14 protein-coding genes are annotated in these 14,065 nt (G+C 72.0%); 5 read left to right on the forward strand and 9 right to left on the reverse strand.

Features of this window, described 5'->3' with window-relative positions; translation table 11 throughout:
* Window positions 1–20 precede the first annotated feature (20 nt).
* Entirely contained in the window at window positions 21–251 is a 231-nt protein-coding gene (locus tag E4191_RS07930) for a DUF6324 family protein (protein WP_135314380.1), read from the forward strand.
* Here E4191_RS07930 and E4191_RS07935 read toward each other — a convergent pair.
* Window positions 232–702 carry an MmcB family DNA repair protein gene (locus E4191_RS07935; RefSeq protein WP_407947009.1) on the reverse strand — a complete coding sequence of 157 codons (471 nt, stop codon included), beginning with the start codon at window positions 700–702 and terminating at the stop codon, window positions 232–234. The genes E4191_RS07930 and E4191_RS07935 overlap by 20 nt on opposite strands.
* Window positions 703–803: 101 nt before the next feature.
* On the opposite strand from E4191_RS07935, the gene E4191_RS07940 reads away from it, so the two are divergent.
* On the forward strand, window positions 804–1,151 hold the full coding sequence (locus E4191_RS07940; protein WP_135312936.1) for a RidA family protein: 348 nt from the start codon (window positions 804–806) through the stop codon (window positions 1,149–1,151).
* A gap of 9 nt (window positions 1,152–1,160) precedes the next feature.
* Here E4191_RS07940 and lpxB read toward each other — a convergent pair whose 3' ends face one another.
* The 8 genes from lpxB to E4191_RS07980 form a co-directional block, all read right to left on the reverse strand.
* Window positions 1,161–2,315, reverse strand: coding sequence for a lipid-A-disaccharide synthase (gene lpxB / locus E4191_RS07945; RefSeq protein ID WP_135312937.1), 1,155 nt, complete (start codon window positions 2,313–2,315; stop codon window positions 1,161–1,163).
* 63 nt (window positions 2,316–2,378) lie between these two features.
* Complete coding sequence (locus E4191_RS07950) at window positions 2,379–3,200, reverse strand: LpxI family protein (protein WP_135312938.1); 822 nt, start codon at window positions 3,198–3,200, stop codon at window positions 2,379–2,381.
* Entirely contained in the window at window positions 3,197–3,985 is a 789-nt protein-coding gene (lpxA, locus tag E4191_RS07955) for an acyl-ACP--UDP-N-acetylglucosamine O-acyltransferase (RefSeq protein WP_135312939.1), read from the reverse strand. Before lpxA ends, E4191_RS07950 begins: the two co-directional genes overlap by 4 nt.
* Window positions 3,978–4,454, reverse strand: a complete 477-nt coding sequence (fabZ, locus tag E4191_RS07960; RefSeq protein ID WP_135312940.1) for a 3-hydroxyacyl-ACP dehydratase FabZ — start codon at window positions 4,452–4,454, stop codon at window positions 3,978–3,980. Before fabZ ends, lpxA begins: the two co-directional genes overlap by 8 nt.
* Before the next feature lie 61 nt (window positions 4,455–4,515).
* Complete coding sequence (locus E4191_RS07965) at window positions 4,516–6,612, reverse strand: hypothetical protein (RefSeq protein WP_176562662.1); 2,097 nt, start codon at window positions 6,610–6,612, stop codon at window positions 4,516–4,518.
* Window positions 6,609–9,365, reverse strand: a complete 2,757-nt coding sequence (locus E4191_RS07970) for a DUF4159 domain-containing protein (RefSeq protein WP_135312941.1) — start codon at window positions 9,363–9,365, stop codon at window positions 6,609–6,611. The genes E4191_RS07965 and E4191_RS07970 overlap by 4 nt, the downstream gene beginning before the upstream one ends.
* The gene (locus tag E4191_RS07975) at window positions 9,365–10,258 is read right to left on the reverse strand and encodes a DUF58 domain-containing protein (RefSeq protein WP_135312942.1); all 894 of its coding nucleotides are present in this window, start codon (window positions 10,256–10,258) and stop codon (window positions 9,365–9,367) included. The genes E4191_RS07970 and E4191_RS07975 overlap by 1 nt, the downstream gene beginning before the upstream one ends.
* Window positions 10,255–11,262, reverse strand: a complete 1,008-nt coding sequence (locus E4191_RS07980; protein WP_135312943.1) for an AAA family ATPase — start codon at window positions 11,260–11,262, stop codon at window positions 10,255–10,257. Before E4191_RS07980 ends, E4191_RS07975 begins: the two co-directional genes overlap by 4 nt.
* Before the next feature lie 64 nt (window positions 11,263–11,326).
* On the opposite strand from E4191_RS07980, the gene E4191_RS07985 reads away from it, so the two are divergent.
* From E4191_RS07985 to E4191_RS07995, 3 genes are all read left to right on the forward strand, one after another.
* The gene (locus E4191_RS07985) at window positions 11,327–11,872 is read left to right on the forward strand and encodes a DUF1285 domain-containing protein (protein ID WP_135312944.1); all 546 of its coding nucleotides are present in this window, start codon (window positions 11,327–11,329) and stop codon (window positions 11,870–11,872) included.
* Window positions 11,872–12,642 carry a hydroxypyruvate isomerase family protein gene (locus E4191_RS07990; protein ID WP_135312945.1) on the forward strand — a complete coding sequence of 257 codons (771 nt, stop codon included), beginning with the start codon at window positions 11,872–11,874 and terminating at the stop codon, window positions 12,640–12,642. The genes E4191_RS07985 and E4191_RS07990 overlap by 1 nt, the downstream gene beginning before the upstream one ends.
* Window positions 12,643–12,846: 204 nt before the next feature.
* Window positions 12,847–13,980, forward strand: coding sequence for a hypothetical protein (locus tag E4191_RS07995; protein ID WP_228461163.1), 1,134 nt, complete (start codon window positions 12,847–12,849; stop codon window positions 13,978–13,980).
* Window positions 13,981–14,065: the final 85 nt, after the last annotated feature.

Here is a 14,065-nt window from a genome sequence, read left to right on the forward strand (position 1 = left end):
CCGATGACAAGGACATGACCATGGGCATCAACAGCGAAAGCGACATCACCGCCAATATCCAGATCGGCCCGACCGACCTGGGGATGGTGCGCATCTATGTCCAGGGCGAGGGCGTCGATCTGCCGATGGATTTCGACCCCGAGGAGGCGACCGAGATCGCCGAGGAGCTGATGGCCGCCGCGGAAGCCGCACGCGCCATGGGCCAGGGCGGCAAGGCGCCCGGCGGCGGGTCTAAGAAACCCCGGCGATAAGCGCCTCGGGATCGGCCAGCATCTGCAGGCGCAGGGCGGCGGCGCGGGCGAAATCGCGCTGCACCTTGACCCGGCGGGCGCCGGCCAGCCGCGTCTCGGGCGCCATGCGGGTGACGGCGGCGCCAAAGGCATCGGCATGGATTAGGCCGGTGTCCTCGGGCAGCAGCTCGGCCGGGAAATCGCCGTCCACCGCCCAGAAATAGCGGTCGCACCAGTCCAGATAGCCCTGCCACTTGCGGTCGGCCCGGAAATCGGCCCGGCCGCTCTTGCATTCGACGATCCACAACTCGCCCTTGGGGCCGAGGCTGATCAGGTCGACGCGCAGGCCCCGCGCGGGCACGAATTCCGTCAGCACCGCATGATCCATGCTGCGCAGCAGCCGCGCCGTGCCGCGCGCCAGGCGCTGGCCGGGCATGGGCGGCAAGGGCAGGAGGGGGGCTTCGGCACTCATGGCCATCAGATTAGAACGAAGCGGAAACGCCCGCAACCCGTCTTGCAGCCGCCCGGACCCGGCGCTAGCGTCCCGCCCGAACCCCATCAACGGAGACTGACATGACCGAGATCACCCGCATCGGCACCGGCACCCGCATGAGCCAGGCGGTCATCGCCAACGGCTTCGTCTTCCTGGCGGGTCAGGTGGGCGAGCCCGGCACCCCGGTCGCCGACCAGACCCGCGCCGTGCTGGCCCAGATCGACGACCTGCTGGCGCAGGCGGGCAGCGACAAGACGAAGATCGTCTCGGCCCAGATCTGGATGGCCGACATGGCCGAGTTCGCCGAGATGAACGCGGTCTGGGATGCCTGGGTGCCCCAAGGCGCCGCCCCTGCCCGCGCGACCGGGGAATCGGCGCTGGCGACCCCCGACTACAAGGTCGAGATCATCGTCACCGCGGTCCTCTGACCGCAACCGTCACTGCGGTCGCCTGACCGCGGCGATCACCGAGGCGGCGGCGCGAAGGCCCGGCGCCTCGCCCCCCTTGCCCAAGCGCTCCATCGTCAGGTCCATCGCCTCCAGCTGGGCGGCGCGGCCCGAGGGTTCCTCCAGCGTCTGCTGAAGGGCCTGGGCCAGCGGACCGGGCTGGCAGGCCCGGCCCAGGAATTCGGGCACGGCGCGGGTGTCGCTGACCAGATTGACCAGCGTCACCGTGTCGGTGCGCAGCAGCACCCCCACGATCAGCCGCGACAGGGGCGCCATGTCATAGCCGATGACCATCGGGATGCGGTTGGCCGCCAGCTCCAGGCTGACCGTCCCCGAGGCCGCCAGTGCCAGATCGGCGGCGGCGAAGGCCGCGCGCTTTTCCTCGGCCTCCTCGACCACGATGGGGGCGGTGGGCCAGCGCCGCGTCATGTCGCGCACCAGCCCCGCCACGCCGGGCACGGTCGGCAGGACCACGCGGATCTCGGGCACCCGGTCGCGCAGCCGCATCAGCGCCTCGTCGAAGCGGGGGCCGAGGCGCGCGACCTCGCCCCGCCGCGATCCGGGCAGGCACAGGACGACCGGCGCGTCGGGCGCGATGCCATGGGCATTGCGGAACAGCTGCGCCTCGTCGGGGCCCGCCACGTCCGAGGTGGCGACCGGATGGCCCACGAAATCGCAGGTCATGCCGGCGGCCTCCATCAGCGGCGGCTCGAAGGGCAGGATGGCCAGCACATGGTCGATCACCCGCGCCATCTTGCGCGCCCGCCCCGGGCGCCAGGCCCAGACCGAGGGCGCCACATAATGGACGGTGCGCAGGTCGGGGCGGGCCGCGCGGGCCAGATGGGCCACGCGCAGGCCGAAATCGGGGCTGTCGATGGTGATCAGCACGTCGGGCGCAGCCGCCGTCACGGCTTCGGCGGTCTGCGCGATGCGGCGCTTGAGATGGCGGTATTTCGGCAGAACCTCCCAGATGCCCATGACCGACAGCTCGTCCATGGAAAAGAGGCTGTGCAGGCCCAGACCCGTCATGGCCGGGCCACCGATGCCGTCGAACTGCGCGTCAGCGTCCAGCTGGCGCAGCCCCGCCATCAGCGCCGCACCCAGCTGGTCGCCCGAGGCCTCTCCCGCGATCAGGAAGTAACGCATGCCGGTCCGCCTTGTTGCTGTGCTGTCATGGGTAGGGGGACAGCCGGGATCTGGCCAGAGCTTTCAGTCGGGATCGCCCGTGACGGGGGCCGCTGCCCAGAGGAACAGCCCCGCTGCCTGCGCCCGGCGCAGCGCCTCGGCGCGGTCCAGGAGGATCACGCCGCCCGCCGCCCATGCGATGCCCGCCAGACCGGCGGCGGCGGCCTGGTCGACGCTGTCGGGGCCAAGGGTCGGCAGGTCGATGCGCCGGTCCTGCCCAGGCTTCGGCGCCTTGTAAAGGATGCCGCGCGCGCCGCCTGCGTTGGGACGCAGATCGGCGTGGCGGGCCGCAAAGTCCAGCATCGCGGCGGTGCCTGGCAGGGTCTCCAGCGCCAGGCACAGGCCTTGGGCGACCACCGCCCCCTGACCCAGATCCAGCGGGCCGGTCTGCGCCAAGATCCGGGCGGCACGATCCACGTCCCGGCGGTCCGCATCTGAGGGCACGCCGGTCAGCACCCCCTCGCCCGGGATCAGGTCCGGTGCGATTTCCGATACAGAACAGATGGTCATATCGTTTTCCTCGAAGATGTCGAGGACGGTGCGCAGGGCCGCGTCGTCGCCAGATTGAAGCGCCGACAGGATGCGCGGGACCAGCTGCGCGGTGCGCGGGTCGAAAGCCTCGGGATCCAGCCGGGGACGGCGGATGGCGCCCGCGAAGACGACGCGGGTGACGCCCTGCGCGTGCAGCTCGTCCAGGAAGGGGATCAAGCGTTCCAGACGGAAGGGCGTGGCGTCCAGGCCCTCGGGCGCGAACCCCTGCAGGGTATAGACCAGCGGATCGTGCAGGCAGGCCGCGACTGCCGGGGCCAGGGCGCCCTGGCCCGCGATGAGGGCGATGCGGCTCATTCCGGCCGGGGCGCCAGGAAGCTGCGATCCGAGGGGCCGAGGATGAAGTCCAGCACGTCGCGTTCCATGCCCGTCACCTGCGCCTCGGCGCGGGTGCGGGCGGTGTCGCGGAAGGACCCGGCCCCCAGATCGGCCAGCAGCGCCCGCAGCGCGGCGATGTCGGCGCGGCTAGCGCCCCGGCGCTTGAGGCCGATGATGTTCAGCCCGTCCAGATGCCCGCGCGGGCCCTGCACCAGCCCATAGGGGATCACGTCGGCGGTCACCATCGTCACCGCGCCGATCATCGCGCCGCGCCCGATGCGCACCCATTGATGCACGCCCGACAGCCCGCCGACGATGACGTCATCCTCCAGATGGCAATGCCCGGCGATGGCGACGCTGTTGGCCAGGATCACCCGGTCGCCGATGCGGCAGTCGTGGCCCACATGGCTGGAGGCCATGAATAGCCCGTCATCGCCCACGACCGTCTCGCCGCCGCCGCCCGCCGTGCCGGGGTTCATCGTGACGTATTCGCGGATGCGGTTGCGGGCACCGATGCGCAGGCAGACATCCTCGCCCTTGAACTTCAGGTCCTGCGGCACCTCGCCGATCGAGGCGAAGGGGAAGATCACCGTCCCCTCGCCGACCTCAGTGTCGCCGGTGACGACTACATGGGATTTCAGCACCACCCCATCCGCCAGCCGGACCCGGGGTCCGACGACGCAGAACGGTCCGATCTCGACATCGGCGCCGATCCGGGCGCCGGGTTCGATCACGGCCAAAGGGTGGATGCCGCCTTCAGCCATCCTTGCGGGCCATCATGGCCGTGTATTCGGCCGAGGCGCACAGCTGGCCGTCGACCATGGCGCGGCCCTCGAACTTCCAGATCTTGCCGCCGCCGCGGATGGCGCGGCAATGCAGTTCCAGCACGTCGCCGGGCACGACCATGCGGCGGAACTTGCAGTTGTCGATCCCCATGAAATAGGTCTGCATCTCCTCGTCGATCACGTTCATGCTGATCCCCACCACGACGGCGGCGGTCTGGGCCATCGCCTCGATGATGGTGACGCCGGGCATGATCGGGTGATTGGGGAAATGGCCCTGGAAATGCGGCTCGTTCGCGGTCACGTTCTTGATGCCCACCGCGCCCTCGAAGGGGACGATGTCGCGCACCTTGTCGATGAACAGGAACGGATAGCGATGCGGGATGATCCGCTTGATCAGCGCCAGATCGGCCTCGGTATGGGGGGCGGGGTTGCGCTCGGCTTCGGCCATGGGTCGTTCCTTCGGGCGGTTTGAACGGGGTTAGCAATCGAGGCGGCGGATGGCAAGCGGCTCAGGCGGGGCGCCGCCGCCCCTCGGCCAGCCAGCCGGTGAGGATCAGGCCCGAGATGAGCGCCAGCCACGCCCAGCCCGGCAGCAGGGGGCGGCGGTCCAGCCCGGTGATCTGCGCGGCGTCGCGGGGCGTGACGCCGATCCAGTCGCCGCCCAGACCCGTGCCGCTGGCGGCGCGGCCCGGGCGGGTCTGGCGCAGGTCGGGCACGCCGTCCGAAAGGCGCAGGACGGCGCCGCCCGAGCCTTCGGTCAGCGCGGCCAGCAGGGGCGCGTCGGCCACCGTCTCCTCGAATTCGCGGGGTGCCGCGGGGCCAAGCGCCAGCACGCGGGCGATGTCGCCGTCGACCAGACGGTAGAGCCCGGGCTCGGGCGCGGTCCAGTCGGCGATGAAGCGGCCCGGCCCGTCCGGGGCCAGGGGCACCTGGGTCACCGTGCCATCGGGATGGGTCACCTGCAAGGGCCCGGCGCTGTCGGCCATCGTGCGCCGCGTCAGGGCCACGGTCAGGCCGTCGCTGACATCGGCCAGAAGCGCCTCTTCCTCCAGCTCGGGTTCCTGCATCGACCAGTGGGCGATGCGGCGCAGCAGCTCCAGCTGCGGGCCGCCGCCCTCGAAGCCGCGCCCCCACAGCCAGACCTGATCGCTGGTCAGCAGGGCGACGCGCCCCTGCCCCACCCGGTCCAGGATCAGAAGCGGGCTGTCCTCGGCCCCGGTCAGGGCGACCTGGGCGCCGGGTTCGGGCGTCACCTCGGCCATGCGCAGCCAGCGGCCCCAGTCCGGTTCATCGGGGTCGGGACCGGCCAGACCGGCAGTGACGGGATGGCGGCGCCCGTCCTCGGTCAGGCGCGGCAGATAGGGCTCCTCGATCACCCGTCCGGTGGGGCGGGCGGGCAGGATCGGGCCCAGAGGCGACAGGTTCAGGCTTTCGACCGAGGCCATCTCGGGCCCGGCCGAGACCAGGATCGCGCCGCCCTCTTCGACATAGCGGGCGATGTTGAGGTAGTAGTCGGGCGGCAGGATGCCCCGCACGCTGTAGCGGTCGAAGATGATCAGGTCGAAATCGTCGATCCGGTCCAGAAACAGCTCGCGCGTCGGGAAGGCGATCAGGGACAGCTCGCTGACGGGGACACCGTCGAACTTGTCGGGCGGGCGCAGGATGGTGAAATGGATCAGATCGACGCCCGCATCCGATTTCAGCAGGTTGCGCCAGGTCCGCTCGCCCGCATGCGGCTCTCCCGAGACCAGCAGCACGCGCAGTCGGTCGCGCACGCCGGTGATGCTGATCGCGGCGGCGTTGTTGCGATCGGTCAGCTCGCCCGGGGGCGCCTCGGCCAGTTCGATCTGCACGACGTTCTGGCCCGCGTGGCGCGGGATGACCGGCAGGGTCAGGCTGGTGTTCAGCGGCACGGCGACGGTCTGGCCGTCCTCGCCGTCCACCGACAGGCGCAGCGCGACGCTGCCCCTCTGCTGGCCCTCGGGGACGGCGCCCTGATCCTCGACGCGCAGGCGGATGGTCACCTCCTGGTCGATCAGGCCGAAGGCGGGGGCCTCCTCGATCACCAGGCGGCGGTCCCAGTCCTCGGGCTGGCCGGTCAGCAGGACATGCAGCGGCGCGGGCAACCCTTCGGGCAATTGCGCGGGATCGTGCAGGCGGCCATCGGTCAGGGCGATGACGCCCGCCAGCCGGGCCTCGGGTTCGGCGGCGACGGCGCGCGACAGGGCGGTGCCCAGCAGCGTGCCGTCATCGTCGTCGCCCACCGTCACGCGGCGCAGGTCGGTGCCCGGCAGGGCGCCGATCCGGTCGGTCAGCGCGGCCACGGCCGCATCGACCTGCGCGGCCCGCCCCGGCAGGTCCTGGCTGGAGGATCGGTCGTCCAGCAGGATCACGATGTCGGACAGGCCCGCCCGGGTGCCCAGTTCCAGCGCCGGTCCGGCCAGGGCCAGCGCGGCGGCCAGCCCCGCCAGCCCGCGCCAGGCCCAGCCCCGCAGGCCCCGCCACAGCGCGAAGCCCGCAACCAGCGCGGCCAGCACGGCCAGCGCCACGATGGCCCACCACGGCAAAGCCGGGTCGAAGCGCAGCTGGGTCAGGGTGGCGGTCATGGGGCCAGGAACTCCTCGGTCCGCAGGCGGTCCAGCAGGGCCGGCACATGGACCTGGTCGGATTTGTAGTTGCCCGTCAGCACGTACATGATCAGGTTGATGCCGAAGCGGGTGGCGATCTCGCGCTGCTGCTCGCCCTCCCAGCCCCGGCCGATGGGATAGGCGGCATAGCCGTTCTCGTCCACGGCCCAAGCCTCGGCCCAGCTGTTGCCGCCGATCACCACCGGGCTGACCCCGTCATTCAACTGGCGGAAGGGCATGCCGTCGGCGGTGGTGGCGTCCACGGGCGGGGCCTCCAGCCAGACCGGGTTGCCCTGCCAGCGGCCGGGGAAATCGTCCAGCAGGTAGAAGGCGCGGGTCAGGACGTGATCGTCGGGCACCGGGGCCAGCGGCGGGATGTCCAGCGGTGCCGCCAGTCGGCGCAGCGCATCCGACATGTCCGGCCCGCCCACCCCCGCGATATCGCCGTCGCGCGTGTCGAACAGGATCATCCCGCCCGAGCGCAGGAAGGCGTTCAGCCGCAGATAGGCGCGCGGCCCGGGTGCGGCCTGCCCTTCGGTGATCGGCCAGTAGAGGAAGGTCAGAAGCGACAGGTCGTCTGCCTCGAGGTCGATGCCGATGGGCGGGCCCGGCTCGACCGAGGTGCGCGCCCGCAGGGCCAGGGACAAGCCCGACAGCCCCTGCTCGGATGCCTCGTCGATCCTGGCGTCGCCTGTGATCACATAGGCCAGCGCGACCTCGCCTGCGGCGCGCATCAGGTCGGGGTCCAGGTCCTGCGCCTGTGCCCGGGGACCGGGCAGGATCGCCAGCCCCATCAGGATCGCGGCCATGGCCCCCCGGCTCCGCCCGCGCGCCAGCCAGGCCGAGCCGAGCGCATCCAGCGCCAAGAGCAGCGCCGCCGCTGCCAGAAGCGCGCCCTTGAGATTGCGCCCGGGGGCCGCGCCCGCCGCCTCGACCGTGGCGCCGGGCCAGGTGGCGCGCGTGAAGGGCCCGCCCGCGTTCAGGGCCTGCCGCCGTTCGCCCGCCGCATAGATGCCGGCGGGGCGGTCGGGACCGGGCCCTTGGGCCAGATCGGCGGCGGGCACCGGGGCCAGCCCCTCGGCCGGCGCGGGACGGCCGAAACCGTCCAGCACGGTCAGGGGCGTCCAGAAGGGCTGCTGACGGTCGTCCGAGGCCTCTTCGGCGGGGGTCAGGCGGGCGGTGGCGACCAACCGCTCGACCATCTGCACGAAGAGGCCCGACAGCGGCAGGTTCGACCATTCGGCATTGGCGGTCACATGGACCAGCACCACCTGCCCCTCGCCAAGCCGGTCGCGGGTGATCAGCGGCGTGCCGTCCGACAGCGCGGCCAGCGTCTTGCCCGCCAGATCGGGGGCGGGCTGCGCCATCAGCTGCGCGCGCACGGACACATCCCCGGGCACCGACAGCCCCGCGAAGGGCCCGTCCGCCGCAAAGGGTGCCAGTCCGCGCGGATCGCCCCAGGACAGCGCGCCGCCGATGTCGCGCCCACCCTGGCGCAGGGCCACGGGCAGCAGGGGCTCGTCGATCAGCCGGTCGTAACCGGCCATGCGCGGCCCGGCAAAGCGGATCAGCAGCCCGCCACCATCGACCCAGGTCATCAGCGCCGCCGTCTCGGCCAGCTGGACCTGGTCGATCAGCACGATCACGTCGGGTGCGCTGTCCAGCACGTCGCCAAGCGTGCCCTCGATCAGATCGGATCCCGGCGCCAGCGCCTGGCGCAGGTAATGGGACTGTTCCAGCAGCTGCTGCCCCTCGGCCTGGCCCACGGCCTCGCCCACCAGCGCGACCTTGCGGCGGCGCACACGGTCGTCGGCCAGCACGACGGCGCCGGCATGGGTCTCGGCCTCGATCTGGAAGCGGGTGATGCGGTTGCGCAGTTCGGGCGGCAGGTCGATGGCCACGGCGCGCGCGGTCAGCCCGTCGCGATCGGTCGGATCGCCGGGGGTCAGGCGGGCCAGCGTGCGCTCGATCCCCTGCGGGTCGGGGCCGATGGCCAGGATCGCGGGCGCGGCCGCGTCGGTGGCGGTCAGGCTCAGCGAGGGGGTTTCGCCCCCCTCCAGCGCCAAGGTGCGCAGGGGGCGGGCGGGCGGCACCACCGTCACCGGCCCGCGCGCGGCCAGCGCCGCCAGCCAGTCCGCCCGGTCGGGATGGTCGGTGCCGTCCGCGATCCACAGGGTCGACAGGCGCCCCTGCGGCGCTTCGGCCAGCGCCTCCTCGGGATCGCCGGCAAGGCGCGAGGACCAGGGCATGGGCTGCGCGCCCCGCAGCCCCGCCAGCAGGGCGCCCGCGGGCTGGAAGGCCAGCGCGCCGGGACGCGCGCGGCCATCGGCCCAGATCAGGGCGGCGGGTCGGCCCGCGGCGGCGGCCTGGGTCAGGGCGCGCTCGGCCCGGCCTTGGCGCGCGGCCCAATCGGGGGCAGCCGCGAAGCCCGCATCCATCACCACGAGCAGCGGCCCGTCGGCGGCGGGCTGGACGACCGGGCGCCAGACCGGCCCGGCAAAGGCCAGGATCAGCGCCGCCACCGCCGCCAGCCGGATCAACAGCAGCCACCACGGCGTCCGCTGCGCCAGGGGCGCGCGGTCGGCCAGCCCCAACAGCAGCGCCACGCCCGGAAAGGCGATGCGCCGGGGCGCGGGCGGCATGGCGCGCAGGATCACCCACAGGACCGGCAGCACGATCAGCGCGCCCAGCAGCCAAGGCGCGGCAAATCCCAAGGGCCCCAGGATCAGCATCAGCGCGCCCCCTGCCCGACCGACTGGCCCAGGGCCTGCCACAGCCAGTTCAGCGCCTCTGCGGCATCGCCATCGGTCTGCCGGGTCGCGAACTGCCAGCCCGCCTGCCGCGCATGCGCGCCCAGCCAGTCCTGCCGCTCGGCCAGCCGGGCCAGATAGGCGGCGCGCAGGCCGCCCGCGTCGCGGCTGTCATGGCGAAGGGCGCCGGTCAGGGACCGGAACTCGACCGCGCCGTCGAAGGGAAAGCGCGCCTCGTCGGGATCGAGGATCTGCAGCAGCACGCCGCGCACCCCCAGCCCCGCCGCCTGCGCCAGCAGATCCCCGACCCAGGCCGGATCGGCCAGAAAATCGGACAGCACGACCACCCGCTGCCCCGGCCGCAGCGCACCGGGCGAGGGCGTGTCGTCGTCCTGCCCGGTCGCGGGGGTCAGGGCCAGGGCCTCGGCCAGCCGGTCGGCCTGCAGGCGACCGGCACGGGCGGGCTGGCCCAGAAGGCCCACCTTTTCCCCGCCGCGCAGCATCAGCATGCCGGTGGCCAGCGCCAGAAGCTGCCCGAAACCCGCCTTGGTCGGCCGGTCTGGACCGCCGGTGAAGTCCATCCCCTGCCCGCGCGACAGCCAGATCGCGGCGGCCTGCGCGGTCTGCGCCTCGCGGTCGCGCACGAACTGCACGTCAGAGCGGGCCGAGCGGCGCCAGTCGATGCTGCGGGCCCCGTCGCCCGAGGCGGCGGGGCGGTATTGCCAGAAATCCTCGCCCGGGCCCGCGCGCCGAAGCCCGTGGGCGCCGGGCGCCACCATCGCCGCCAGCCGTTCGGCCGACAGGATCAGGCCCGGCAGGTGGCCCGAGGCCGCCTCGGCGCGGGCGCGCAGACCGGCGGGCGGCGTGATGCTCATGCGGCGTGGCGGCCGAGGGTGCGCTCGTCCAGAAGCCGCGCGATGATGACGTCCACTGTCTCGCCGCGTGCGCGGGCGGCGAAGGACAGCGCCATGCGGTGGCGCAGCACCGGCGGGGCCATCGCGGCCACGTCGTCCAGCGTCGGCGCATAGCGTCCGTTCAGCACCGCGCGCGCTCGGCTGACCAGCATAAGCGCCTGCGCGGCGCGCGGGCCCGGGCCCCACATCAGCGCGTCGCTGACGAAACCCGCGGCCTCGGGCGCGCCGGGGCGGGCCGCGCGGACCAGGTCCAGGATCGCCTCGACCACGCCCTCGCCCACCGGCATCTGCCGGATCAGGCGCTGCGCGGCGATCAGCTCGGCGGCGGTGAAGGCGGCATGGGGGGCGCTGTCGTCCAGCCCGGTCGTGGTCAGCAGGATCTGGCGTTCGGTGTCGCGGTCCGGGTAATCGACGTCGATCTGCAGCAGGAAACGGTCCAGCTGCGCCTCGGGCAGCGGATAGGTGCCCTCCTGCTCGATCGGGTTCTGGGTGGCCAGGACGTGGAACGGGCGGCCGAGGGGACGGTGCTGGCCGCTGATCGTGACCTCTCGCTCCTGCATGGCCTGCAGCAGCGCGGATTGGGTGCGCGGGCTGGCGCGGTTGATCTCGTCGGCCATCAGCAGCTGGGTGAAGACCGGCCCCTCGATGAAGCGGAAGGCGCGGCTGCCGTCGGGCAGCGCGTCCAGCACCTCGGAGCCCAGGATGTCGGCGGGCATCAGGTCGGGGGTGAACTGGATGCGCTGGCTGTCCAGCCCCATCACGGTGGACAGGGTGTCGACCAGCATCGTCTTGCCCAGGCCCGGCTGGCCCACCAGCAGCGCGTGCCCGCCCGCCAGGATCGCCGCCAGCACCTGTTCGACCACGTCATGCTGGCCCACGAAGCGCCGTTCGGTGCTGACGCGGGCATCCGCCAGCCGCGCGGCCAATGCCTTAACCTCTTGCACCAGAATATCGTCGGTGGTCATGACATTGCCCTTCCGCTGCTTTATGACGAAGCATAGGCAGTCGGGCAGAAGGCGACCAGATCGAATGGCGGAAAACGGTGACAAAAGCGTGAGTGCCGCAGGCCTCGCCGAGGCGGTCGAGATCGCGGCCAAGGGCGGTCCCCCGCCCGTGCATCTGTGGAACCCCCCCTATTGCGGCGAGATGGACCTGCTGATCCGCGCCGACGGCACCTGGCTGCACGAGGGCAGCCCGATCGGGCGCCCGGCGATGGTGCGGCTGTTCGCGGGCATCCTCAAGCGCGAGGGGGACCGGTTCTTCCTGGTCTCGCCGGTCGAAAAGCTGGGCATCCGGGTCGAGGACGCGCCCTTCCTGGCCACCGATGCCGAGATCGCGCCCGGGCGCGTCACCTTCACCACCAATGTGGGCGACCGGGTCGAGGCGGGTCCCGACCATGCGATCATCCTGCGTGGCAGCGCCGAGGCGCCGCGCCCCTATGTCCATGTCCGCGCGGGGCTGGAGGCGCTGATCGACCGCAAGACCTTCTACCGGCTCGCCGCGGGTGCCGCACCGGGGCCGGAGGGCCGCATCGGCATCGAGGCCGGCGGACAGTTCTTCGCATTGGAGCCGTAATGCCGCGCTTTGCCGCCAACCTGACGATGCTGTTCACGGAGATCCCGATCCTCGACCGCTTCGCCGTCGCCGCCGAGGCCGGGTTCGAGGGGGTCGAGATCCTGTTCCCCTATGACGTGGCCGCACCCGACCTGTCGCGGGCGGCCATCGCCGCCGGGCTAGACATCGTCCTGATCAACGCGCCGCCCCCCAACTGGGCGGGCGGTCCGCGCGGCTTTGCCGCCGTTCCGGAACTTCAGGATCGGTTCCGTCGCGATTTCGAACGCAGCCTGCGTGTGGCCCAGGTGCTGCGCACGCGCCACATCCACCTGATGGCCGGGCGGGCCCAGGGCGAGGCCGCGCTGGAGACCTTCGTCGAGAACCTGTCCTGGGCCACGAAGCGCGCCCCCCATGCCAGCCTGACCATCGAGCCGCTCAACCAGGTCGACATGCCGGGCTATTTCCTGTCCGATTATGGCTTGGCCATCGACATCATCGACCGGATCGCCGCGCCCAACCTGGGGCTGCAGCTGGACACCTATCACGCCCAGCACATCACCGGCGACATCATGGCCTGCTGGCGCAAGGTGGCCCCGCTGGTGCGCCACATCCAGATCGCGGGCCATCCCGGGCGGCAGGAACCCGACACCGGCACGCTGGATTATCCCGCCTTCTTCGCAGAGCTGGACGACTGGGGCTATCGGGGCTGGGTGGCGGGCGAATACAACCCCCGGCAGACCACCCTCAAGGGGCTGGACTGGCTGCGCCGGGCGCTGGCCGTGCGCAGCTAGGCCGACGAATTTCTATCGCACGCACGGAACTTGCACGCTTTGTGGCCCGTTGGCCCGGTGATGCGTCGCCATGCCGCGCCGATTTGCGCGACAGACGCCCGGACAAAGGAAAAAAGTCATGAATTCGATCATCTACATCGTCGGCCTGGTCGTGGTCGTGCTGTTCATCCTGTCCTTTCTTGGCCTGCGTTGAGGAAAACGGACATGAATGAAAACCTGAATACTGCCGATGGCGCGGCGCGCGGTCATGTGGATTGGGCGTCGATCCTGGCAGGCGCCGCGATCGCGGCCGGGGCATCGGTCGTCCTGACCGGCTTCACGGCGGCCTTGGGCCTGGGCTCGATTTCGGCCGAGCCGGGCGAGGGTCTGGGCACCTTCGCCCTGATTCTGGTCGGCCTCTTCGCCTTCGTGTCGCTGGTCGCGGTCTATGGTCTGGGCGGCTATGTCGCCGGACGCATGCGTGCCCGCCACTCGGCCTCGGAAGACGAGACCGAAGCGCGTGACGGCGTCCACGGCCTGACGGTCTGGGCCATCGGCATGATCCTGGGCGGCATGCTGGCCGCCGGGGCGATCTCGGGCGGCGTGCGCGCGGCGGGTAGTGCCGCCACCACGGCGGTCGAAGCGACCGGCTCTGCCGTCGGCGGCGCCCTGCAGGGCACCGGCCAACTGGCGGGCGGCATCGTGGGCGGCGCAGGCCAGCTTGCGGGCGGCGCGATCAGCGGCGTGGGCCAGCTGGCCGGCGGCGCGGCATCGGGCGCGGCGGAAGCCGCCTCGGGCGACAGCACCGGAGGCAATGGCGGCAACCCGCTGGATTACCTGACCGACCGTCTGCTGCGCGGCGAAGCCGCCGCACCGCAGGAGTTCTCGGACGAGGCGATCCGCAGCGAAGTGACCAGCATCCTGGGCACCGTCCTGCGCACCGGCGAAGTTCCCGAGGACGATCTGGACTATCTGCGCGACGCGCTGGCGGCCCGGACCGAACTGACCCCGAACCAGATCGACGCCCGCGTCGACCAGGCCGTGACCCAGGTGCAGGAACTGCGCACCGAGGCCGAAGAGCGTCTGGCCGAAGCGCAGGCTCAGGCGGAAGAGGCTCTGGCCACCGCCGAAGCCCGTGCGCAGGAACTGCGCGCCGAGGCAGAGCAGCGCCTGCAGGAAGCTCAGGACGCGGCGATCGACGCGGCCGAAGCTGCGCGCAGCGCCGCCGTCTGGTCGGCCCTGTTCTTGGCCGTCACCTCGCTGGTGGCCGGTCTGGCAGCCTGGATGGGTGCCATCCGGGGCGGTCACGACCGCGATGCGGGCCGCGTCTGGTCGGGTCTGACCCGCCGCCGCAGCTGAGGCGACGCACGCCCCACGGGGACGTGACGGAATGATGACCAAAGGGGCCCCCGACCGTCGTGTCGGGGGCCCTTTCCAATTGCGG

This window comes from Paracoccus liaowanqingii, from assembly GCF_004683865.2.
Lineage (GTDB): Bacteria > Pseudomonadota > Alphaproteobacteria > Rhodobacterales > Rhodobacteraceae > Paracoccus > Paracoccus liaowanqingii.

Bases quoted from the DNA above. Each gene is read 5' to 3' on its own strand.
- E4191_RS07930 (WP_135314380.1), top strand. From the start codon at position 21: ATGGGCATCAACAGCGAAAGCGACATCACCGCCAATATCCAGATCGGC.
- E4191_RS07935 (WP_407947009.1), bottom strand. From the start codon at position 702: ATGAGTGCCGAAGCCCCCCTCCTGCCCTTGCCGCCCATGCCCGGCCAG.
- E4191_RS07940 (WP_135312936.1), top strand. From the start codon at position 804: ATGACCGAGATCACCCGCATCGGCACCGGCACCCGCATGAGCCAGGCG.
- lpxB (WP_135312937.1), bottom strand. From the start codon at position 2,315: ATGCGTTACTTCCTGATCGCGGGAGAGGCCTCGGGCGACCAGCTGGGT.
- E4191_RS07950 (WP_135312938.1), bottom strand. From the start codon at position 3,200: ATGAGCCGCATCGCCCTCATCGCGGGCCAGGGCGCCCTGGCCCCGGCA.
- lpxA (WP_135312939.1), bottom strand. From the start codon at position 3,985: ATGGCTGAAGGCGGCATCCACCCTTTGGCCGTGATCGAACCCGGCGCC.
- fabZ (WP_135312940.1), bottom strand. From the start codon at position 4,454: ATGGCCGAAGCCGAGCGCAACCCCGCCCCCCATACCGAGGCCGATCTG.
- E4191_RS07965 (WP_176562662.1), bottom strand. From the start codon at position 6,612: ATGACCGCCACCCTGACCCAGCTGCGCTTCGACCCGGCTTTGCCGTGG.
- E4191_RS07970 (WP_135312941.1), bottom strand. From the start codon at position 9,365: ATGCTGATCCTGGGGCCCTTGGGATTTGCCGCGCCTTGGCTGCTGGGC.
- E4191_RS07975 (WP_135312942.1), bottom strand. From the start codon at position 10,258: ATGAGCATCACGCCGCCCGCCGGTCTGCGCGCCCGCGCCGAGGCGGCC.
- E4191_RS07980 (WP_135312943.1), bottom strand. From the start codon at position 11,262: ATGACCACCGACGATATTCTGGTGCAAGAGGTTAAGGCATTGGCCGCG.
- E4191_RS07985 (WP_135312944.1), top strand. From the start codon at position 11,327: ATGGCGGAAAACGGTGACAAAAGCGTGAGTGCCGCAGGCCTCGCCGAG.
- E4191_RS07990 (WP_135312945.1), top strand. From the start codon at position 11,872: ATGCCGCGCTTTGCCGCCAACCTGACGATGCTGTTCACGGAGATCCCG.
- E4191_RS07995 (WP_228461163.1), top strand. From the start codon at position 12,847: ATGAATGAAAACCTGAATACTGCCGATGGCGCGGCGCGCGGTCATGTG.